This window comes from Alkalicoccobacillus porphyridii, from assembly GCF_007293315.1.
Lineage (GTDB): Bacteria > Bacillota > Bacilli > Bacillales > Bacillaceae_D > Alkalicoccobacillus > Alkalicoccobacillus porphyridii.
The window spans coordinates 17987-39396 of record NZ_VLXZ01000012.1 but is presented as its reverse complement, the minus strand read 5'-3'; the positions used below and the strand labels follow the sequence as shown (position 1 = coordinate 39396).

At 40.7% G+C, this 21410-nt stretch carries 20 protein-coding genes; 14 read left to right on the top strand and 6 right to left on the bottom strand.

Features of this window, described 5'->3' with window-relative positions:
• Positions 1-73: 73 nt before the first annotated feature.
• From FN960_RS16610 to FN960_RS16580, 7 genes are all read left to right on the top strand, one after another.
• Entirely contained in the window at positions 74-1099 is a 1026-nt protein-coding gene (locus FN960_RS16610) for an HD-GYP domain-containing protein (protein WP_143849982.1), read from the top strand.
• Between the two features lie 1003 nt (positions 1100-2102).
• Entirely contained in the window at positions 2103-2999 is an 897-nt protein-coding gene (locus tag FN960_RS16605; RefSeq protein ID WP_143849981.1) for an AEC family transporter, read from the top strand.
• A gap of 75 nt (positions 3000-3074) precedes the next feature.
• The gene (gene dapD, locus FN960_RS16600) at positions 3075-3791 is read left to right on the top strand and encodes a 2,3,4,5-tetrahydropyridine-2,6-dicarboxylate N-acetyltransferase (RefSeq protein ID WP_143849980.1); all 717 of its coding nucleotides are present in this window, start codon (positions 3075-3077) and stop codon (positions 3789-3791) included.
• A gap of 76 nt (positions 3792-3867) precedes the next feature.
• Positions 3868-5070: an aspartate aminotransferase family protein gene (locus tag FN960_RS16595; RefSeq protein ID WP_143850067.1), complete on the top strand. Its 1203-nt coding sequence runs from the start codon at positions 3868-3870 to the stop codon at positions 5068-5070.
• Entirely contained in the window at positions 5067-6197 is a 1131-nt protein-coding gene (locus tag FN960_RS16590; RefSeq protein ID WP_143849979.1) for an N-acetyldiaminopimelate deacetylase, read from the top strand. The genes FN960_RS16595 and FN960_RS16590 overlap by 4 nt, the downstream gene beginning before the upstream one ends.
• Positions 6198-6952: 755 nt before the next feature.
• A complete protein-coding gene (locus FN960_RS16585; RefSeq protein ID WP_143849978.1) occupies positions 6953-7207 on the top strand; it encodes a YkuS family protein in 255 nt (84 codons plus the stop codon).
• Between the two features lie 133 nt (positions 7208-7340).
• Positions 7341-8435: a helix-turn-helix transcriptional regulator gene (locus tag FN960_RS16580; protein WP_143849977.1), complete on the top strand. Its 1095-nt coding sequence runs from the start codon at positions 7341-7343 to the stop codon at positions 8433-8435.
• A 99-nt stretch (positions 8436-8534) separates the two neighbouring features.
• On the opposite strand, the gene FN960_RS16575 is transcribed toward FN960_RS16580, so the two are convergent.
• A complete protein-coding gene (locus FN960_RS16575; RefSeq protein ID WP_143849976.1) occupies positions 8535-9362 on the bottom strand; it encodes a mechanosensitive ion channel family protein in 828 nt (275 codons plus the stop codon).
• 313 nt (positions 9363-9675) lie between these two features.
• Here FN960_RS16575 and FN960_RS16570 point away from each other — a divergent pair, with 313 nt between their 5' ends.
• Together FN960_RS16570 and FN960_RS16565 are read left to right on the top strand one after the other, a co-directional pair.
• A complete protein-coding gene (locus FN960_RS16570) occupies positions 9676-10221 on the top strand; it encodes a peroxiredoxin (protein WP_143849975.1) in 546 nt (181 codons plus the stop codon).
• Between the two features lie 83 nt (positions 10222-10304).
• Positions 10305-10757 (top strand): redoxin domain-containing protein, encoded by a 453-nt coding sequence (locus tag FN960_RS16565; protein WP_308419955.1) that lies wholly within the window; start codon positions 10305-10307, stop codon positions 10755-10757.
• Between the two features lie 63 nt (positions 10758-10820).
• On the opposite strand, the gene rnjA is transcribed toward FN960_RS16565, so the two are convergent.
• The 4 genes from rnjA to FN960_RS16545 form a co-directional block, all read right to left on the bottom strand.
• The gene (rnjA, locus tag FN960_RS16560) at positions 10821-12488 is read right to left on the bottom strand and encodes a ribonuclease J1 (protein WP_143849974.1); all 1668 of its coding nucleotides are present in this window, start codon (positions 12486-12488) and stop codon (positions 10821-10823) included.
• 3 nt (positions 12489-12491) lie between these two features.
• Positions 12492-12704 carry a DNA-dependent RNA polymerase subunit epsilon gene (locus tag FN960_RS16555; RefSeq protein WP_143849973.1) on the bottom strand — a complete coding sequence of 71 codons (213 nt, stop codon included), beginning with the start codon at positions 12702-12704 and terminating at the stop codon, positions 12492-12494.
• Positions 12705-13603: 899 nt separating this feature from the next.
• Positions 13604-14143, bottom strand: coding sequence for a peptide deformylase (def, locus tag FN960_RS16550; protein WP_143849972.1), 540 nt, complete (start codon positions 14141-14143; stop codon positions 13604-13606).
• Positions 14144-14253: 110 nt separating this feature from the next.
• A complete protein-coding gene (locus FN960_RS16545) occupies positions 14254-14430 on the bottom strand; it encodes a YjcZ family sporulation protein (protein WP_143849971.1) in 177 nt (58 codons plus the stop codon).
• 176 nt (positions 14431-14606) lie between these two features.
• Here FN960_RS16545 and FN960_RS16540 point away from each other — a divergent pair, with 176 nt between their 5' ends.
• From FN960_RS16540 to lpdA, 5 genes are all read left to right on the top strand, one after another.
• Positions 14607-15260 carry a YkyA family protein gene (locus FN960_RS16540; protein WP_143849970.1) on the top strand — a complete coding sequence of 218 codons (654 nt, stop codon included), beginning with the start codon at positions 14607-14609 and terminating at the stop codon, positions 15258-15260.
• Positions 15261-15671: 411 nt separating this feature from the next.
• A complete protein-coding gene (pdhA, locus tag FN960_RS16535) occupies positions 15672-16757 on the top strand; it encodes a pyruvate dehydrogenase (acetyl-transferring) E1 component subunit alpha (protein WP_143849969.1) in 1086 nt (361 codons plus the stop codon).
• Between the two features lie 3 nt (positions 16758-16760).
• Entirely contained in the window at positions 16761-17738 is a 978-nt protein-coding gene (locus tag FN960_RS16530; protein WP_143849968.1) for an alpha-ketoacid dehydrogenase subunit beta, read from the top strand.
• 149 nt (positions 17739-17887) lie between these two features.
• Entirely contained in the window at positions 17888-19183 is a 1296-nt protein-coding gene (locus tag FN960_RS16525) for a dihydrolipoamide acetyltransferase family protein (RefSeq protein ID WP_143849967.1), read from the top strand.
• Positions 19184-19187: 4 nt separating this feature from the next.
• On the top strand, positions 19188-20594 hold the full coding sequence (lpdA, locus tag FN960_RS16520) for a dihydrolipoyl dehydrogenase (protein WP_143849966.1): 1407 nt from the start codon (positions 19188-19190) through the stop codon (positions 20592-20594).
• A 412-nt stretch (positions 20595-21006) separates the two neighbouring features.
• On the opposite strand, the gene FN960_RS16515 is transcribed toward lpdA, so the two are convergent.
• Positions 21007-21408, bottom strand: coding sequence for a hypothetical protein (locus FN960_RS16515; protein ID WP_143849965.1), 402 nt, complete (start codon positions 21406-21408; stop codon positions 21007-21009).
• Positions 21409-21410 lie beyond the last annotated feature (2 nt).

Below are 21410 nucleotides of genomic sequence, written 5' to 3'. Positions count from 1 at the left end.
AAGAGAAATGGTCAAAGGATCCGATATATATAAGAGGTATGCAGTGAAGTATTTTGAGTAAAGGGGTCTCATCATGCGTTATACGCCCATAGAAAATGTACAGGCAAATGAAAAGCTAGGTAAACAAATTTATACAAGTGATGGCAGAGTTTTGCTTAATGAAGGCGCTTCATTGACACCAACACTCATTAAGCGTTTGGATCGACTAGGCATCAAAGCCGTTTATTTGCAGGATCCCTTTGATATAGAAATAGAAGAAGAGGAATTGGTATCAGATGAGGTGAAACGAGAAACGCTTGCAACGCTAAAAGGATCCTTTCAATTCGTGCAAGAGTCTGGCACGGTTGACGTTGTATCCATTCAGCAGTCTGTCAAAAACATCGTAGAAGAAATTCTTGAAAATAGTCAATCCCTTCTTAGCCTAACAGATATGAGATCTGAGGATAGTGCACTGTACATTCATTCGCTAAATGTCTGTATGATAGCTACAATCGTCGGAGTAAAGCTAGGTCTCGCCAGGGCAAAGTTGTTTGAACTGGCCACAGGTGCACTTATGCACGATATTGGAAAAATGGCTGGCGCAGAGGTGACACCTGAACAGGAGCATACGTGGAAAGGGTTTAATGTACTCCGAAAAAATAGTGAAATCAGTGCCTTGTCCGCTCATATTGCCCTTTCACATCATGAGCACGTTGATGGCTCAGGCACGCCGCGAAGCTTGATTGAAAAGGACATACATCTCTTTGCAAAGATCGTAGCGGTCGCCAATGCATTTGACCACCTGATTAATCCATTAAGAGAGAATGGAAGAATGCTTCCGCATGACGCCTGTGAAATGCTTATGGGTCTTACTGGAAAGCGCTACTCTCACCAAGTGATGGCGCAATTCCTTAAGATTATTGCATTTTACCCAACAGGAAGCCAAGTGGTACTATCCACAGGTGAGTATGGAGTAGTGTCTTCACAAAATGAAGGCATCCCACAGCGCCCGGTTGTAAGGATTTTTAAAATGGAAGGGCATGGACAAGGAGAATTTCAATCACATGACATCAATCTTGTAAACAATCCAACTATTTTTATTAAGAGAATGGTTGAGTAGTAAGCCTGGAAATGTTAGTAGTTAATATTTATCATGCAAACATATTAAGAGTTGTGCTGAGACATTACTATAAAGAACTCTATAACTAATTGGAAAGTGGGACAATGTTTGGTTTTCTCCATTCACTGTTCCACTTTTTATTATAGGGTAGAGGAGTGTTATTAATACAGTTCACATGCTTGAGTGCATGGAGGGATTGGAGGATATCGGAGTATGGGCGCTTCGTTACCGCTCCCGAAAATGGGGGCATGCTTACCGCGGGAAGGTATTGAACTAATCTGGCTTTGCCATCTTATTTCAATGAACCTTTTTATCCCGCAGGTGTCAGCCCTCCATTTTCGTCCGCTTGGTGAGTGCGGGTATCAAGGGTGTGAGAGATGAACATGAGGATTTATAAAGTTAAAGATATTGATAAACTCCTAAAGAACAGAACGAGGAGTGGAAGGAGAGAACAGCTCATCCAAACTTAGAGCTCTCGATTCCAAGTAACAAACTTTGTATAGTAGTGAATGAAGGTAGAAGAATATAAATCAGCGTAGGAAATATGCGGAGACTCCAGCGGGAGGAAGGAGAGGCCATTGAAGAACGGATCTTTATAAGACTAAGAATGTTCTTCAATTGTTTAAGTCAGGACATTAACGGAAGGAGAACCCAAAGACTCCTGCGGAACAGAACGCGTCTGAAGACATCGCAGTGGTGGTTTTCCGCTTCGAGGGCTGAGGCCGTTCTTGCGGGTGCTAGGGTTCTCCTGGAGCGGCGCCTTTCAGCTCATTCTTACATGACTTTTTCAGTGGCTTCGAGGAAGGCCTTGAGACTCCCCAGTGCGCTAGCACACGAAGGCGCACCAGCCGCCCATGGAAAGCGCAGTTTAATTCCGAATTGTAGCCCACATTAAACCTCACCGCTCCCTTTCTAATATGTCTCAGGTTCTCCTCAGCTAAGCAATTAAAACGGATATGGTATACTGTTTTAAGAAGTGTGTGAAGAGAAAAGGAGTTAGATTTTGGCTATATTTATTCAAGTGGTTCTACCTGTGATATTAATTTTTGCTGTTGGTTTTCTCCTACAAAAGGTAAAAAAGGTTGATATTCGTCCCATCTCAACGATGGCGATTTACGTCATGACACCTTGTTTGGTCTTTAAAACCTTTTATGAAACCGAGCTAAATAACCAGTATACATACATGGTTATTTTTTCGTTTGTATTAATGTTCATCCTAATCTTTATTTGTAAAATCTACACAAGAATACGCAAGATAGATATGTCTACTGAAAATGGACTTATTCTTTCAACGGCTTTTATGAATACTGGAAACTATGGCACACCCATTATCTTATTTGCTTATGGCGAAGCAGGCTTTGAATTTGCCATCTCTGCGATGGTGCTTCAATCGATTTTAATGAACTTTTTTGGTGTATATTATGCTGTGAAAGGGAAGGCTGGCATTCGTATTGCGATGAGAGCAGTAGCGAAAATGCCCGCGACGTATGCAGCTGTGCTTGCTCTGTTATTTAACGTGTTTAATGTGAGTATGCCCTCGAATTTATTTGGAACAATTGATTTAATCTCAGCTGCGGCGATTCCAATGGTTATGGTTATTCTCGGTATGCAGCTAGCTATGATTAAATGGGGGAATTTTGATTGGGCCAATATCACCTTTAGTGTGGTGCTCCGCATGTTCATTTCGCCAGTTATCGCATGGCTGCTAGTTATGATGATGCCAATTGAACCATTACTGGGAAAGGTCTTAATTGTTTCAGCCGCTATGCCATCAGCTGCGACCATCGTCATGTACGCGGTTCAGTTTCAAGCTCAGCCAAAGCTGGTGTCTAGTGTAACATTGATTACCACCATCATTAGTATACCGACAATTACTCTATTAATTATTCTCTTAGGGTGATAAGCATTGCAATTTTTGAGGGAAGTCTTTATCATTATGTTTATACTGTAACGCAACTGCTAGGAGGACAAAGACATGAAACAAATGGATGCAAATGAAATTATTAAGTTTATATCTGAAAGTAAAAAGAAAACACCAGTAAAAGTACATATTAAAGGTGATCTTGAGGGAATTTCATTTGGTGAAGAAACTCAATCATTTATAAATGGACAAACAGGTGTCCTGTTTGGTGAGTGGGATCAAATTGAAGCAGCTATTAAAGAAAATAGCGCTAAGATTGAAGACTATGTCGTTGAGAACGATCGTCGTCACTCGGCTATTCCACTTCTTGACCTTAAGGGCATTGAAGCACGCATTGAACCAGGTGCCATCATTCGTGATCAAGTTGAAATTGGAAAAGGTGCTGTCATCATGATGGGCGCAAGCATTAATATTGGCGCTGTTATTGGTGAAGGTACGATGATTGATATGAATGCAGTGCTAGGTGGACGTGCAACAGTAGGGAAGAACTGTCACGTAGGTGCAGGATCAGTTCTTGCTGGTGTAATCGAGCCGCCATCTGCTAAGCCAGTGATCGTTGAAGATGACGTTGTAATTGGTGCAAATGTAGTTGTGCTTGAAGGTGTAACCGTAGGAAAAGGTGCAGTGGTTGCTGCTGGAGCGATTGTTACAGAGGATGTTCCTTCAAACACCGTTGTTGCTGGTACACCGGCTCGTGTTATTAAAGAAATTGATGAAAAAACAAAAGGCAAAACAGAAATTAAGCATGAACTTCGTCGTTTGAACGACTAATACGGATAGTTGATAGGGAGAAGCCTTGTCGCCAGTACAGGTGACGGGGCTTTTTTTCATTTAAGGAGTGTGGATGATGTCGGATTGGAGCCAACGCAATAATGAAGTACTGATGAATACATATGGGAAGCTTCCTTTAGTGGTTGACCGAGGGGAAGGTGCGTATTTATTTGATGAAGAAGGCAGGCAGTATCTAGATTTTATAACGGGTCTCGCTGTTAATATTGTAGGGCATTCGCATCCAAAAGTGGTGCAAACATTACGTGAGCAAGGCGAGAAATTTCTACATATTTCAAACCTGTACGTAAATAAACCGGCTGTTGAACTAGCAGAGCGTTTACTTGCATCAACATTTCCAGGGAAAGTCTTTTATACAAATTCAGGAGCCGAAGCAACCGAAGCGGTGATTAAGCTTATTCATAAGTGGACGAAGGCGCAGAATACAGGCCAAGACGGTATTGTTGTCCTAAAGAAAAGCTTTCACGGTAGGACGCTTGGTGCGTTAAAATTAACGCGTCAGCCTGGAGTGTATCAAGACTTTCCGGTTAGTGAGTTCCCAGTTTACGACGTAGAACCGCATGATCTTCATGCATTAGAAGACACGTTAAAACAGCATAAGCCAGCTGCGCTTTTAATGGAGCCAGTTCTTGGCTCTGGGGGAGTCGTTCCACTTGAGTCAAACTATGTAGAACAAGCAGCTACGCTTTGCCAGAAATATAATGTGTTGTTCTGTATGGATGAAATTCAAACAGGAATTGGCCGGACCGGTAAGCTATTTGCATATCAGCATACTTCTGTCACACCGGATGTAGTGTTATTTGCAAAAGGAATTGGTGGAGGACTTCCTTTAGGAGGCATCCTTGTAAAAACAGAGCACAGCGAGCTATTTAAACCAGGCGATCATGGAACAACATTTGCACCTTCTCCATTAAGTGCTGCACTTGGTCATACGGTTATTCAGTTACTTGAGGATGACGGTCTGCTTGAACAAGGACGCACGGCATCAGAAAAACTGCATGCAGGGCTACGTACGCTAAAAACGAACCATCCTGATTACATCACATCCATTCGAGGAATCGGAATGATGATTGGTGTGGTTATGAATCTTGATGCAGGGAAGGTAAAACAGATTCAGCAAACACTGCTTGAGCGAGGGATGCTTGTAGATGTTACACAGCAAACGATCATACGTTTACTGCCTCCATTAATTGTCTCTGATGAGCAGATAGACTTTTTCCTGACATTATTCCAAGAGGTTCTAGAAGAGGTGAGTGTATGACCGTTGAGGAATTAATTGCATTAAGACGCCAATTTCATCAAATACCAGAGATCGGCTTTAAAGAGACAAAAACACAGCAGCTCATCCTTGATCAGCTTGAACCCTTAATGAAGGAATATTGGAGTATAAAGCTCTGGCGAACAGGAGTCATTGTTTATGTGGCGGGTTCCGACCCTAAGCAAACACTTGCCTATCGAACAGACATTGACGGGTTACCGATTGAGGAGAACTCAGGTATAGAGGAGTATGCTTCTACACACAAAGGCATGATGCATGCATGTGGCCATGATTTTCATATGACCATTGCTATAGGGATATTAAGCCAGTATTCGGCGCATCAGCCAAAAGATAATCTTGTGTTCATCTTTCAGCCAGCGGAGGAAGGACCAGGTGGGGCAGAGCCGATGCTTGCTGAAGGTGTTTTAAAAGAGTGGTGGCCGGACCAAATTATGGCCTTGCACATCGCACCCGAGCTACCAGTTGGGACCGTCTCTACACGAGAAGGGCTATTATTCGCCAATACGTCAGAGCTTTTTATTGATTTAAAAGGCAAAGGAGGACATGCAGCCTACCCACATACTGCAAGAGATATGGTTGTTGCAGCAAGTCATTTTGTCACTCAGCTTCAGACCATTGTTGCTCGTAACCTTAACCCCCTAGATTCAGGCGTTGTAACAATCGGTGTCATTCAAGGCGGAACGAAGCAAAATATTATTGCGGAAACAGCTAGAGTAGAAGGGACCATTCGTAGTCTTTCCATTGAATCAATGAATGAAATTAAGCATCGGATCGAAGCCATCGCTAAAGGGATTGAAGCTTCCTTTGAATGTGAACTAACCATTGATTATGGAAGTAACTATTGCCAAGTAGCCAATCATCCAAAGCTAACACAGGAATATATGGATTTTGCTGAAGCGGATTCAGAAGTAACGTTTATCGAAGCACCTGCAGCGATGACCGGAGAAGACTTTGGATATTTTCTAGAGCAGATCCCTGGCTTTATGTTCTGGCTAGGTGTAGACAGCCCCTACGGGTTACACGATGCACGGCTAAACCCAGACGAGAGGGCACTAGCTCAAGCAGTCTCTCATGTTACCTCATATTTAAATTGGAAAATGAAGAAATAAGTAGTTAGGGCAGAAGTTTTATAACAAATAGAAAAGCTGAAGAATGTTGGAATCTCTCCATTCATTCTTCAGCTTTTTGATTGTATATAAATAAAAGAGGGAGGATGTGGCTCCGGAAATACACGTCGCTTGTATAAATACATGGAGGAGTGGGAGGGTATCTGAATAGGGGTTCTTCGGCGACCGCTCCCGAAAATGGAGGCACGCTTACCGCGGGAAGGTAATGAGCTAACTCGACTCCGTCGATTTATCTCATTGAACCTTTTCATCCCGCAGGTGTCGGCCCACCATTTTCGTCCGCTTGGTGAGTGATGGGCATCAAGTATATGAGAGATGACACACAAAGGCTAGATAACTTTCCTATACAGGGATGCTAGTATTTAAGTACAGTTCGGCTGCATAATTACATGGAGGAATTGAAGCCACCTAAGTAACGTTTCTTCGCCGCCGCTCCTGAAAATGGGGGCACGCTTACCGCAGGAGTAACTGAGCTAACCCGACTACGTCGATTTATCTCAAACCTTTGTATCGAGGCCACTGAAAAAGAGGGTTTATATGATAGTGAATCTTCTATAAAACAAAAAAAGCCCTCATTTCCTTAGATAGGAAAGTTGGTCTTTTGTCTGATCGGGAACAGTTCTCCTGTAGCGGTGCACATGAGCAGCCTTTGAGCATTGAGCAGAGCTGCTGTGCATAAATTAGTTGACTCTGGGAATGCTAGCAACGCAGTGAAAATTGACCTAGGAGGTAATACAATGGCTCGTATTGGAGTGGAACAATCATTAACCTCAGTAAGTGAAGAGCTTACATCAAAAGGACATGAAGTGATTACCCTAAAACAGGAGCATGATGCGGAATCTTGTGATTGCTGTGTCATCTCTGGACAAGACCAGAATGTAATGGGAATTCAAGACCATGTCACACAAGGTACCGTTATTAACGCAGATGGAATGTCAGCAGCTGATGTATGTGAGCGTGTAGAGCATGCGTTAGAAAGCCAAATACAATAATTTCTTCACAGTGGGAGCTGTTGCATCTGTCGGACGTCCAGACGGGTGCAGCAGTTTTTTTGTTTAAATAAGCACAACATATATCAAAAAATCGAGATCCTTCTCCTTTATAATAAAACGGAAGGAGGGACGTATGAACAATATCATGCAAAAAATGATTGATTGGATTGAAGATCATTTAGTTGAAGAATTCTCATTAAAGGAATTAGGAAGTCATATGGGATACTCCCCATATTATTGTTCGTTTAAGTTCCATCAGATGACTGGTATAACAATAAAAAGATATATGTCACTTAGGAAGATTTATCTTGCTTCAATAGATTTAAAAGAATCAGATCAAAAAATGATTGATGTTGCCCATAAGTATGGATTCTCATCTCAAGAGGCTTTTACTAGAGCATTTAAGATAACATTTGGTACAAGTCCTGCGGTTTATAGGAGGGATCCACAACCATTACAGACCGTCGTAAAATTAAATGTTACTGCTACAAAAGGGGGTTTTTCAATGGATGTATCAGAAAAAATGAAAATAGTCGCTTTGCAAAATAAAGCCCAACAGCAATTTGATCGAGATATACTAAATGTTTTGAATGGACAATTAATGTATGAGGAATTTAGTCATGAAAAATTAATGGAGCATAGTGACTATGTGCCTCTTAATGAGGCGATGTGCTCCAATAAAACAACGAAGCCCATTTTCAGCACAGAATTTATAAAGGTAAGAGCAAAGGGGCATCGCGTATCCACAGAAGAATATGAGACGAAGGTCATAAACGCATTAAAGCCTTTATTTAAAAATCAATATACATGCATCATCTTGTGGTTCGGTAACGACATGTTTTGTCAAATAAATATGCTGACATTACTCGCGTACTTAGAAGAACAGGGGTTTAAAGGAAAAGTATATTTTCATATGGTCAAAGAAATAGAGCGAACCTTTGAAGTGGAGGAAATAGAGATCGAGCTTGGAGACTTTCAAGACGTCTACGATCAAGTAATGATTCACAAACAATGGCCTACAAAGAACGTGATGCCTGTTATGTATCAGGGGATTAAATTATATCTAGAGTATCAAATGCAAGAGAATGAACTAACCTCTTATATTAGGAACCACTTAGACATGCCGCAGAACGAATTAATTAGACAATTGTTTAAGTTGTTTCCTCAATACGGGATAGGGGACTTGCAATATATAGAGATGATAGAAAAGGTTAAGAACAATAGGTAGGTGTTGTTAGGCAGGCGATGTGTACGCTCTGTCCAAAAAGATCCGTACCCCTTCTCATAGAGGTACGGATCGTATATTTTTCTTAATAGCTGGAATAGCTTAATTCTCTTCGTCACCCGGTGTCTCTTCTTCAATTGATTGCTTATGCTCATCCATCGCTTGTTTGATCACCTTGCGAATTTGGCGTTCTACTGTCCATTGATGCATGTTCTCTGTTTTAGCAATGACACGAATGGTAACAAGCGAAGAGCTTAAGTCCTCCACACCAACAACATCCGGTCCTTCTTTAATTAGCTCAGTGACATCACCAAGATCTGCACAAGCATCTTGAATTAATTTGATCGTTTCATCCATGTTGTCCTCAAAAGGAATACTCACGTCTACCAGAGCTCTCATATTACCACGAGAATGGTTATGGACGTCTGTGATGTTACGGTTAGGGATAAAGTAGAGAGTCCCGTCAAATCCGCGAATTTGAGTGGTTCGTAGTCCTACTTCTTCGACAATACCATCTAGTGCAGCAACTGTGACATAATCGCCTACATCTATTTGTTTCTCTAATAACAAGAAGAAACCTGTGACCACATCACTTACGAGACCTTGAGCACCAAAGCCAATAGCCAGACCAACCACACCAGCACCTGCAATTAATGCACTAGGAGATAAACCAAACATTTCCGCAATAAACGTGACTAATATAAAAATTAATACGTAGGAGAGCACATTTGTAGCAAGCTTTTCCAACGTATGACTACGTCCAGAAGAGATATTCTTTGTATTTTTCATTTTCAAAAAGGATTGGGCAATAATTCGGCGTCCGATAGCTCTGGCAATATAAAAAGCAATAAAGGCAATAAGTAATTTGCCAACTAAAGTAAGCCCGTTTAGAGCAATTGCTCCCCAATCAAGTGAGTGTAACCAATTCATAATCAACATCAGCTCCTACAACATTTACGATATTTCGACACACATTAAATCGTAGCATAGGCATTTATGAATCTCAAATGATTCCTAATGAGAATAAGAGAGCATATTGTTTTCTCATTTCAGAAATAAGACGTATAATAAGACAGTCTGCAGTAGTTTAACCCTTGATTTAGTGGGTACACTACTAAAAGAATACTTTCTGGCATGTATAGACTAATTTACATTCATTATTAATTAAAATTGACTAAAAATAGTGTGTCTTTTATAATAGCGAATGTAGAAAGTTGTAACCATTTGAAGGAGGAAATGTAGAATGTCTGATAAGCGTATGGTAGGAAAGCAAGCTCCGAGGTTTGACATGGAGGCTGTATTTCCAAACAAAGAATTTGGACGAGTAAGTTTAGAAGAAAACATGAAAAATGATCAGTGGACGGTTCTTTTCTTCTATCCAATGGACTTCACGTTTGTATGTCCAACAGAAATTACGTCACTAAGTGATCGTAATGATGAATTCGAAGATCTGGATGCTGTGATTGTTGGTGTGTCTACAGATACAATCCACACACATAAAGCATGGATTAATACGTCTCGTGATGAGAATGGTCTAGGAGATCTAAATTATTCACTAGCTGCCGATACAAATCACTCAGTTTCTCGTGAGTATGGAGTTCTAATTGAAGATGAAGGGGTTGCACTTCGTGGATTGTTCATTATTGATCCAGAAGGCGAATTAAAATATTCTGTAGTGAACCACAACGATATCGGTCGTGACGTGGATGAAACACTACGTGTGCTTCAAGCATTACAAACTGGTGGCCTTTGCCCTGCAAACTGGAAGCCAGGTCAAGCAACTCTATAAGTGAAAGAGGAGTTGGTGAAAAGGTCTAGCAGGATGTGTTGTTAGGCCTTTTCTTTTATTTAATTGAAAAGGAGAGAGTAAATATGGCCTTGAAATTACGATCGCAAATGCCCGAACTAACAGGCGCCACAGAATGGCTGAATGGTCAGCTAACTAAAGAAGATTTAGTTGGCACAAAGCCCACTCTTATTCACTTTTGGTCCATTAGCTGTGGGCTTTGTAAGGAAGCAATGCCAAACGTTAATGATTTTCGTGACAAATATAAAGATCAGTTAAATGTTATTGCTGTGCACATGCCTCGTTCTGAGAAGGATTTGGATCTTGAGGAAATTAAAAAAGTGGCAGCTGAGCATGAGATTGATCAGCCAATTTTTGTTGATAACGAGCATAAGCTAACAGATGCGTTTGAAAATGAATATGTACCGGCCTACTATGTTTTTGATGAGGAAGGTCAGTTACGTCATTTCCAAGCAGGTGGCGGTGGCATGAAAATGCTAACAAAGCGTGTGAACCGAGTGTTAGGAATTAAGGAATAAGTAAGATAACAGATAAATAAAAACGAGGTGGACTACTCAAGAGTCCACCTCGTTTTTTATGTTTTATACTTCCATAATGATTGGAAGGATCATCGGCTTACGCTTCGTCCGTTCGTATAAAAACGGTCCAAGGGTATCAGCCAATTCATTTTTAATTTCAGACCATTGATTGGTTTTGCGTTCCATCACGTCATCTAAATGCTTTGCAAGTAGCTTTTGCGCTTCGTGAATTAAATCACTGGATTCACGCATATAAACAAATCCACGAGAAATAATATCTGGTCCAGCTGTTACTTTAAATTCTTTCATATTCAAGCTAACCACAATAATCACGAGGCCTTCTTCAGATAGAATTCGTCTGTCGCGCAGGACAATGTTCCCAATGTCCCCAATGCCGTTCCCATCCACATATACTGAACCTGATGGGACTTTGCCAGTAATACCAGCCTCATCAGGGTGAAGGGCCAATACATCGCCGTTATCCATGATAAAGCAGTTTTCAGGCTCTACTCCACAATCCTGTGCAAGCTTAGAGTGCATTTTTAACATACGATACTCTCCGTGAATGGGTAGAAAATACTTTGGCTTCATCAAACGGAGCATAAGCTTCTGTTCTTCTTGTCCACCATGTCCAGAAGTGTGAATATCACTTAATGGACCATGAATGACATTTGCACCTGCACGATAGAGTTGGTTAATCGTTTTGCTCACGCTTAATGTGTTGCCTGGAATTGGTGAAGATGAGAATACAACCGTATCACCAGGAATAATCTGAATCTGACGGTGGGTACCAAAGGCAATGCGAGATAGAGCGGCCATTGGTTCACCTTGGCTACCTGTACAAAGAATAACGACTTGACTATCTGGCAGCTTATTTAGCTGAGAGTAGTCAATAAAGGTCTGTTTAGGTGCTTTAATGTATCCAAGCTCTTGACCGATTGTAATCGCAGACTCCATACTTCGTCCAAAGACAGCGACTTTACGTCCATGCTGCACAGCAGATTCAATAACCTGTTGTAGTCGATGGATATTCGATGCAAACGTTGCAAAAATGATTCGTCCGTCCACTTTTCTGAAGACACCATCGATACTTTCTCCAACCTTACGCTCTGACATCGTAAATTCTGGAATCTCACTATTTGTACTATCAGAAAGCAGGCAAAGTACGCCTTCTTCACCAATTTTGGCCATCTTGGTTAAGTTAGCAGGTTCACCAACAGGCGTAAAATCAAATTTAAAGTCACCCGTATGTACGATATTGCCTGGAGGAGTCTTTACAACAATTCCATACGCATCTGGAATACTGTGGGTTGTCCGGAAAAAGGACACAGAGGTTTTTGTGAATTTCACAACCTCATCCTCTTGAATAGGGTGCAGTTTGGCGGAGCGCAGCAAACCATGCTCTTCAAGTTTTCCCTTTAATAATCCAAGTGCAAGCTTACCTCCGTAAATAGGAACATTAACGGCTTTTAATAAATAAGGAACACCACCAATATGATCCTCATGACCATGGGTGATAAAGAGTCCTTTAATTTTGTCTTCGTTTTTAACCAAATATGAGTAATCCGGTATCACATAATCAATACCGAGAAGTTCGTCCTCTGGAAACATAATTCCGGCATCAATTAAAATAATTTCATCTTGGAATTGAACGGCGTAGGTATTTTTTCCGATTTCGCCCAATCCACCTAATGCAAATACAGCTGTTTGATTGTTTTTAGTCTGTTTCATTAATTAAACAGACTCCGTTTTAAAATCTTCTTGATTTTGCTCATAGTCAAGATGAGCCCCAGAGAGTAATGTTACAAATTCAATATTATATTGGCGGGAAGCTAGTTTTTTGCGAACGTCCGCTTCCGTCTCACCTTCTACATAAACCGATCTCGTCCACTCACGCACTGGCACTTCAGTGGCTGATTCTTGAAAAAACACTTTAAAAATACTCATTCTTACCTCTCCTTAGACATTGTTTACTTTCTATTATAAAGCAATGCCTTATTTATTTCATTGATTCTTTTTCTAAATAAGATAATTTCATCTGAGTTAACAACTATAGCATTTCATTTTAAACAAATTTGTTTCATTTTAAACTTCGAGCAATCGACTTTTAGGCAATAAATTTCTACAGCCTTTTATCAGCTTTTCTTTTAATTTACGTAGCATAATGATCTCCTTTCCACCCATTCATTGTGATCATCCATTTGTTAGGTCTAGTATGTGTAAATGGAAGGAATAAGCTACAGGAAAATTTAGCTAACTTGATGTGAAGTCTACAAACATAAGGTAGTGGCTGGGACAGAACTACAAAGAACTATATCTATAAAAAGACGAACGATCTAACTACTGTAAAATGGACCGCCATGTGCTGACCTTTAGAAGGTGAACTATATTGCTCTCCCTTGCTACATCCTTCATGTTAAAATCAACTTCTTATGTAGGAAAGTTACGTAGACTCTGCGTAAGTCACCTCTCATATCCTTGATGCCCGCCACTCACCAAGCGGACGAAAATGGAGGGCTGACACCTGCGGGATGAAAAGGTTCATTGAGATAAAAGGGCGAAGCCCGTTAGCTCAATACCTTCCCGCGGTAAGCATGCCCCCATTTTCGGGAGCGACAATCGAAGAACTGTAACTCAGATAATCTCCATTTTCTTTATGTACTTAAGCGTATGAAGTGTATCAAAGAGTAACATCTATCCTTATTTGTGCAATAAAAAAGCCGAACAATGAATGGAGAAACTCCAACATTCTTCAGCTTTTAGATTAGTTATAATTCTTTTGTCCCAGCCTCTACAGGTTTCCTTATGAAGAAAGAACGGTAATGATTTGATAGATGGTTTACTTTTTAGCTAAGGTCTTTTTTTAATGGATCTTCAAAGCCTTCTATACGATCATAAAACATGATGCCATTTAAATGATCTAATTCATGTTGAAAAGCAATGGCTGCTATGCCACGTAGTCGCAGGCGAATGTTTTCACCATCCAACGTTGTAGCTTTAATAGTAATGCGTGAATAGCGTGGAACTGCGCCTTCGATGGATCGATCAACTGATAAACAGCCTTCTCCGTGTTCAAGATGTGTTTCTTCTACTGAATGACTGACAATCTTCGGGTTAATTAAGCCTAGGCTATATTCCTGATCTTTTTCATCAATTAGATGTAGAGCAAACATCCGTTTTGACACTCCGATTTGTGGCGCAGCCAGGCCTATCCCTGGGCGTAAGTCATATTGCTCTGCAAGGTCGGGGTCTTGACTATTTATTAAATATTCGAGCATATCTTCAAGTGTCGCACGATCCTCATCTGATAAAGGTAAAGCAACAGGTTCTGCCACCTGTCTAAGTACAGGATCGCCTTCACGAATAATATCATTTGCTGTTAACATAGTGTTCACTCCTTTTTCTCTAGCTTTACTTTAAAAAGAAGTGGCTGAAATAGCAAGTTCTTTTCAAAAAGTCTATGTAACTGGGGCATGATGCCCCGAGTTAATGGATCTTATTTATATCCACCAAGTCCACATGCTCCGACGATGATTAATAGGATAAACAGAACGACAATAATAGCAAAGCCGTTTCCGCATTTTTCCTGACCATATCCACCTACAGGCCCACCATAGCCGTATCCACAAGGATCGTAACATTCGTTACAATGTCCACCATATCCATAACCCATTTTAATGACCTCCTTTAATATATCGCCTACTAGACGATTCACTCTTACCATATGCACAATTTTTATTTCTGGTTGGACTGATGCCTAGATTAAAAAGTTAATGTTTTCCCTTATGAATTGACGGGCTTTCTTAAGGTGTGTCAAACTTTAGAGGATGTAAAAGAGGAGGACTTTAAATGAAAAGACCAATACAAGTCATGTCTGTTATTTCATTAGGTATGCTGTTAACGGCATGCAGTACAAATCCTGAAGAAACGATATATAATCATTTTGAAGCAGCGGTGGAAGAAGAGTCTGTTTTTGCTGAGCAGCAATCGCAGCTGCAGCAAGCAGAAGAACAGGAACAAGAATGGTATGAGGAAATTATTCTTCTTGGAATGGACGAGTACGACACCATTGTATCGTTAACAGAACAAGCTCAAGAATCAATAGAACACAGAAGAGAATTATTGGAGGAAGAACGTGCAGGCATTGAGGCAGGGTACGAAGAAGCTTCACAAGCCCAAGATGAATTTGACAGTCTTGAAGATCAAGAAACAAGAGATTTAGCCGAGCAAGTTCAAGAAGCGATGGAGACCCGTTACGAAAGCTACGACTCAATTTATAGTCACTATAGTGAGTCATTGGATCTTGACTTTGAATTATTTCAGTTACTAGCTCAAGAGGACTTGAATATTGACGAGCTGGAGGAGCAGATTGAAAAAGTAAATGAGAAGTACTCACAAATTACTGAAGCGACAGAAGAATTTAACAATCAGACGGATACATACAATGAATTGAAAAAATCCTTTTATGAAGCTGCGGGTTTAGACATTGAATATAACGAATGATCTTGTCTGATTTTTTTTGAAAACTGTACCAGTATAATTACATGTGCTGTATAACACAGTTTGTATTTTTGATTGATAATTGCTTAATTTTTATAGGTTGTCATTCTAAACAAACAAAAGAATTGACTGGATATAGACTGTAAGGTAGACTAGATCAAGTAGAGGGGTGTATTACTGTTTCATTTATTTAACTGATACAGTTTATACTTCAGATCTAAATGGTTTTTAATCGCTGTTTGTCTGTAGAGATTAACCCGAGCAACAAGCTGTTTCAAAAACGTTTGAAACACAATGTAATAGGTTATGGAACTGTATACAATGGGTATCCTAATTGAATGAGCTCTTATAGTTTATTGCACAATAAGATGCGGACAGATGCGAATGTGAAAATGAAAGGATGAGGTGGACAAATTGAGTACAAAAACACTTGAGCAAGTAGAAGAGCAATTTGAAACCTTCCAGATATTAAATGAGGAAGGTGAAATCGTTAATGAATCAGCAATGCCTGATTTAAGCGATGAACAATTACAGGAGTTAATGCGTCGTATGGTTTATACACGTATTTGGGATCAACGTGCTATTGCACTTAACCGTCAAGGGCGCCTAGGTTTCTATGCACCAATGGCTGGACAAGAAGCTTCCATGCTTGGTTCACATTTTGCATTAGATAAAGAAGACTGGATCTTACCAGGATACCGTGATATTCCTCAACTCTTTTTCCACGGCTTACCACTTTACCAAGCGTTTCTATGGTCAAGAGGGCACGTTGCTGGTAGTGAATTCCCAGAAGGTCTAAACGTTGCTGTTCCACAAATCATTATTGGAGCACAAATCGTGCAGACTGCAGGTGTGGCTTTAGGTCTTAAACGTAAGAAAAAGGACAACATCTGCATCACGTATACAGGTGATGGTGGAGCTTCTCAAGGTGATTTCTACGAGGGAATGAACTTTGCAGGCGCTTATAATGCACCGGCAGTATTTGTTGTGCAAAACAACCGCTTTGCTATCTCGGTACCTGTTGAAAAGCAATCAGCGGCAAAAACCATTGCCCAAAAAGCAGTAGCAGCAGGTATTGAAGGAGTTCAAGTGGACGGAATGGACGTACTAGCAGTTTATGCTGCGACACTTGATGCTCGTAAGCGTGCATTGGCTGGTGAAGGTCCAACATTAATTGAAACACTTACGTATCGTTATGGAGCTCATACAATGGCTGGTGACGATCCAACTCGCTACCGTACTTCTGATGAAGAAGACGAGTGGGCGAAAAAAGATCCATTAATTCGCTTCCGTAAGTTCTTAGAAAGCAAAAAGCTTTGGAGTGAAGAGCAAGAAAATGAAGTAACTGAAAAAGCAAAAGAAGAGATTAAAGAAGCAATCAAAAAAGCAGACCAAGAGCCAAAAATGACGGTTACTGGAATGCTTAACAATATGTTTGAAGAAGCTCCTGTTAATATTCGCGAGCAATTGGAAGAATTTACGGCAAAGGAGTCGAAATAAGTCATGGGTAATTGGACAATGGCTCAAGCTATTACGGACGGTCTCCGTAACGAGCTAAAAAACAATGAAGACGTATTAGTTTTTGGGGAAGATGTTGGTAACAACGGAGGAGTATTCCGTGTAACAGAAAACCTTCAAAAAGAATTTGGTGAGGATCGTGTATTTGATACACCACTTGCTGAATCAGGTATCGGTGGATTAGCAATTGGACTTGCTTTAACGGATCATCGTCCTGTAATGGAAATTCAATTCTTTGGGTTTGTATTTGAAGTATTTGATTCAGTTGCAGGTCAAATGTCTCGCTGGCGTTACCGTTCAGGTGGCACTCAAACAATGCCAATTACTGTTCGTTCTCCATTTGGGGGCGGCGTAAAAACTCCTGAAATGCACGCTGATTCTTTAGAAGGTCTTATGGCTCAGACTCCAGGTCTTAAAGTGGTCATCCCTTCAAATCCTTATGATGCAAAAGGGTTAATCATTTCTGCTATTCGTGATAATGATCCTGTTGTGTTCCTAGAGCATATGAAGTTGTACCGTTCATTCCGCCAGGAGGTTCCTGAGGAAGAATATACAATTGAGCTTGGAAAAGCAGATATTAAGCGCGAAGGTAAAGACATTACAATTGTAGCTTACGGTGCAATGGTACAAGCTTCATTAAAAGCAGCTGATGAGCTTACGGAAGATGGTATCGAGGCGGAAGTTATTGATTTAATGACAATCAGCCCATTTGACGTTGAAACAGTCATCGCTTCTGTTGAAAAAACAAACCGTGCAATTGTTGTACAAGAGGCACAAAAACAAGCAGGAATTGCAGCGAACGTCGTTTCTGAAATCACAGAGCGTGCAATTCTTTCTCTAGAAGCGCCTGTCCTACGTGTTACAGCACCAGATACAGTATATGCTTTTGCGACAGCTGAAGATCTGTGGCTGCCTAACCACAAGGATATTGTTGAAAAAGCAAAACAAGTTATTAATTTCTAATAAAAATGAATCAGCTCTTAGTTTAAAAGGAAACGAAACTAGGTGATTGTCATTAGGCTGTCTTGTGCATGTCGAATATCTGTCACTTAGTGTCGTTCTTTCCTTTTAAGCGAGGAGTATTCAAGTTATAATGAAGGAGGCGCTTTGGCTTGGCATATGAATATAAACTTCCTGAAGTGGGTGAAGGTATCCACGAAGGTGAAATCGTTAAGTGGTTTGTAAAAGCAGGAGATGAAGTAAAAGAGGATGATATCCTTTTAGAAGTACAAAACGACAAATCTGTTGTTGAACTTCCTTCTCCGGTTGATGGTAAGATCATTGAAGTTAAGGTCGAAGAAGGAACAGTTAGCTATGTTGGGGATGTCATTCTAACGATAGATGACGGATCTGGTGATGCAGAGCCTTCTAAAGAAGAAGATTCTAAAGAGGAGGAAGCTCCTAAAGAAGAAGCTTCATCTAAAAAAGAAGAGACTTCTTCAGACGACTCAAAAGACGAGCAGGCTGACGAATCGAATGATGACAGTCGTGTCATTGCTATGCCTTCTGTGCGTAAGTTCGCTCGTGAAAAAGATGTTAAGATCCAAGCTGTAAAGGGATCTGGCAAGAACGGACGCGTACTTAAAGAAGACATCGAAGCTTATCTTTCTGGCGATCAGGCTGAAGAGACAAGCCAAGCCACGGAAGAGAAGGAAGAAAAAGCAGCTTCAACTTCATCTGAGCAAACAGCAGTCACTGAAGGTGGAGAGCTTGAAGAGCGTGTACCACTTAAAGGAATTCGTAAAGCGATCGCAAAAGCGATGGTTAACTCTAAGCATACGGCTCCACACGTAACGCATTTAGATGAAATTGAAGTAACAAATCTTGTTGCTCATCGTAAGCAGTACAAAGAGCAAGCTGCAGAACAAGGCACTAAGCTAACGTACCTACCTTACGTTGTAAAGGCACTTACTTCTGCTATTAAGAAGTATCCAGCTCTTAATGCATCTATTGATGATGATGCTCAAGAGATTGTTTACAAAAAATACTTCAATGTTGGTATTGCGGCTGATACAGAGCAAGGTCTTGTTGTTCCAGTTGTGAAAAATGCGGATCGTAAGTCTATCTATGAGCTTGCTGATGATATCAATGATTTAGCTGTAAAAGCACGTGATGGTAAGCTATCTAGCGCTGAAATGAAAGGTGGATCTATCACGATCTCAAACCTTGGTTCAGCTCGTGGCCAATGGTTTACACCAGTTATTAATCATCCGGAAGTAGCTATTCTAGGTATTGGTCGTATTGAAGATAAGGCAGTCGTTAAGAATGGTGAAGTTGTTGTAGCTACCATGCTTGCACTTTCATTCAGTTATGACCACCGTCTAATTGATGGAGTAACCGCTCAAAATGCAGTTAATCATGTAAAACGCTTGTTAAACGATCCACAATTACTATTAATGGAGGGTTAAACAAATGGTTGTAGGAGATTTCGCAAATGAAGTAGATACACTGGTTATCGGTTCTGGTCCAGGAGGCTATGTGGCAGCAATTCGTGCTGCCCAGCTTGGCCAAAAAGTAACCGTAGTAGAAAAAGGGACAATCGGCGGGGTTTGCCTAAATGTAGGTTGTATACCTTCCAAAGCATTAATTTCTGCAGGACATAAGTTCCACACTGCTCAGCACTCTGATGATATTGGAATTGTTGCAGAGAACGTATCAGTTAACTTTGAGAAAGTCCAAGAGTGGAAAGCTTCTGTTGTAGACAAGCTGACTGGTGGGGTACAAGGGCTATTCAAAGGTAATAAAATTGATTACGTACAAGGAGAGGCTTATTTCTCTTCTGAAGATACGGTGAAGGTTGCTGATGAAAACAGCGCTACAACGTATAAATTTAAGAATTGCATTATCGCGACTGGCTCAAGCCCAATTGAGCTTCCTGATTTTAAATTCACGGATCGTGTAATCAGTTCAACGGGGGCACTTGCTCTTAAAGAAATCCCTAAGAAGCTTGTTGTAATCGGTGGTGGATACATCGGAGTTGAGTTGGCTGGTGCTTATTCAAACCTAGGATCTGAAGTAACCATCATTGAAGGACTTAAACAGATTCTTCCAGGCTTTGAAAAGCAAATGGCAAAGCTTGTAGAAAAACGCCTTAAGAAGAACAACGTTACCATTCATACAGGAGCAAAGGCTCTTGGAGTGGAAGAGTCAGCTGATGGTGTAAAAGTGAAAGCTGAGATTGATGGCGAAGAGCAAACAATTGATGCAGACTACCTATTAGTGACAGTTGGACGTAAGGCAAACACTGAGGAACTTGGTTTAGAAGGTATCGGTATTGAGATGACTGATCGTGGTCTAATCAAAATTGATAAGCAAACCCGCACTAGCGTAAAGAACATCTTTGCTATTGGAGACATCGTTGAAGGACCTGCGCTTGCGCACAAGGCTTCATACGAAGGAAAAGTAGCTGCAGAGGTTATTGCTGGTGAAAAAGCTGAGATTGATTATCTTGGTATTCCTGCAGTGTGCTTCTCTGATCCAGAGCTTGCAACGGTAGGTTATACAGAAGCAGAAGCTAAAGAAGCTGGCTATGATGTGAAAGCATCTAAATTCCCATATGCTGCGAATGGACGTGCTTTATCTCTTAACGATACAGAGGGCTTCATGAAGCTTATCACTCGTAAAGAGGATGGACTACTAATCGGAGCTCAGGTGGCTGGTGTAAATGCCTCTGATGTGATTGCAGAGCTTGGACTAGCGATTGAAACAGGTATGACGGCGGAAGATATCGCTCTTACTATTCACGCGCATCCAACACTTGGTGAGATCACAATGGAAGCTGCAGAAGTAGCCCTTGGATCACCAATTCACATTATGTAATATAAGATAACAAATGAGTTTGAGACAGATGTCTTATAACTAATAGGAAAGCTGAAGAATGTTGGAGATTCTCTCCATTCATTGTTCAGCTTTTTTATTGTTAAAACGAGGAAAGAGGCCGCTTCGCTTGCAAAAGTATATAGAGGGATTGGATGGTATCTGAGTAGGGGTTCTCCAGTAGCGGCGCCAGTCAGCTCATTCTTACATGACTTTTTCAGTATGACCGGCAGTGAAATGATGTTTTCCACTTTAATGGCTGAGGCCACGGAATGTGGAACATACTGTAGCGGCATTGTTCGTCATTTATATGTATGTAAGATATAGTTCGTTGTTTGATGTCATAGCGTGTTTTAGTAACTTTCATTTAATTCAATTTTATGTAAAAAAAGCAGCTGACATTTTTCGTCAACTGCTAGCCTAACTTTAAATCTAGTTGAAATAAGCCGGAAAGTTTCATTAATATATCTTCTTTATTATTCATTCCTTCCAGTCTTAATGAGATGTCATCTCCATCTAGGCAAAGAATGGTAGGGAAATGCTGTACATCAAAGTACTGTACTTTATCTTGTTCAGATGCATCTACGATAATGAGTTCCGGCATTTCATCAGGGTATTGTGAGCTCAATTCAATGAGTGCATCATAATAATTTGCTTCCTGTTCATGGTTAGGATTATCAGCATCTGAGAAAAGGACCGTAACAGGTGTATCCTCATCATGTTCTGTAATTGGATTAGAAGTGGAGGTCGACGCTACAACACAGCTTGTCAGAATAAAAACCGCACAGACGTTTACAATCAGCAGCCATTTGTTCAACT

Bases quoted from the DNA above. Each gene is read 5' to 3' on its own strand.
- FN960_RS16610 (WP_143849982.1), top strand. From the start codon at position 74: ATGCGTTATACGCCCATAGAAAATGTACAGGCAAATGAAAAGCTAGGT.
- dapD (WP_143849980.1), top strand. From the start codon at position 3,075: ATGAAACAAATGGATGCAAATGAAATTATTAAGTTTATATCTGAAAGT.
- FN960_RS16595 (WP_143850067.1), top strand. From the start codon at position 3,868: ATGTCGGATTGGAGCCAACGCAATAATGAAGTACTGATGAATACATAT.
- FN960_RS16590 (WP_143849979.1), top strand. From the start codon at position 5,067: ATGACCGTTGAGGAATTAATTGCATTAAGACGCCAATTTCATCAAATA.
- FN960_RS16585 (WP_143849978.1), top strand. From the start codon at position 6,953: ATGGCTCGTATTGGAGTGGAACAATCATTAACCTCAGTAAGTGAAGAG.
- FN960_RS16580 (WP_143849977.1), top strand. From the start codon at position 7,341: ATGAACAATATCATGCAAAAAATGATTGATTGGATTGAAGATCATTTA.
- FN960_RS16575 (WP_143849976.1), bottom strand. From the start codon at position 9,362: ATGAATTGGTTACACTCACTTGATTGGGGAGCAATTGCTCTAAACGGG.
- FN960_RS16570 (WP_143849975.1), top strand. From the start codon at position 9,676: ATGTCTGATAAGCGTATGGTAGGAAAGCAAGCTCCGAGGTTTGACATG.
- FN960_RS16565 (WP_308419955.1), top strand. From the start codon at position 10,305: ATGGCCTTGAAATTACGATCGCAAATGCCCGAACTAACAGGCGCCACA.
- rnjA (WP_143849974.1), bottom strand. From the start codon at position 12,488: ATGAAACAGACTAAAAACAATCAAACAGCTGTATTTGCATTAGGTGGA.
- FN960_RS16555 (WP_143849973.1), bottom strand. From the start codon at position 12,704: ATGAGTATTTTTAAAGTGTTTTTTCAAGAATCAGCCACTGAAGTGCCA.
- def (WP_143849972.1), bottom strand. From the start codon at position 14,143: ATGTTAACAGCAAATGATATTATTCGTGAAGGCGATCCTGTACTTAGA.
- FN960_RS16545 (WP_143849971.1), bottom strand. From the start codon at position 14,430: ATGGGTTATGGATATGGTGGACATTGTAACGAATGTTACGATCCTTGT.
- FN960_RS16540 (WP_143849970.1), top strand. From the start codon at position 14,607: ATGAAAAGACCAATACAAGTCATGTCTGTTATTTCATTAGGTATGCTG.
- FN960_RS16530 (WP_143849968.1), top strand. From the start codon at position 16,761: ATGGGTAATTGGACAATGGCTCAAGCTATTACGGACGGTCTCCGTAAC.
- lpdA (WP_143849966.1), top strand. From the start codon at position 19,188: ATGGTTGTAGGAGATTTCGCAAATGAAGTAGATACACTGGTTATCGGT.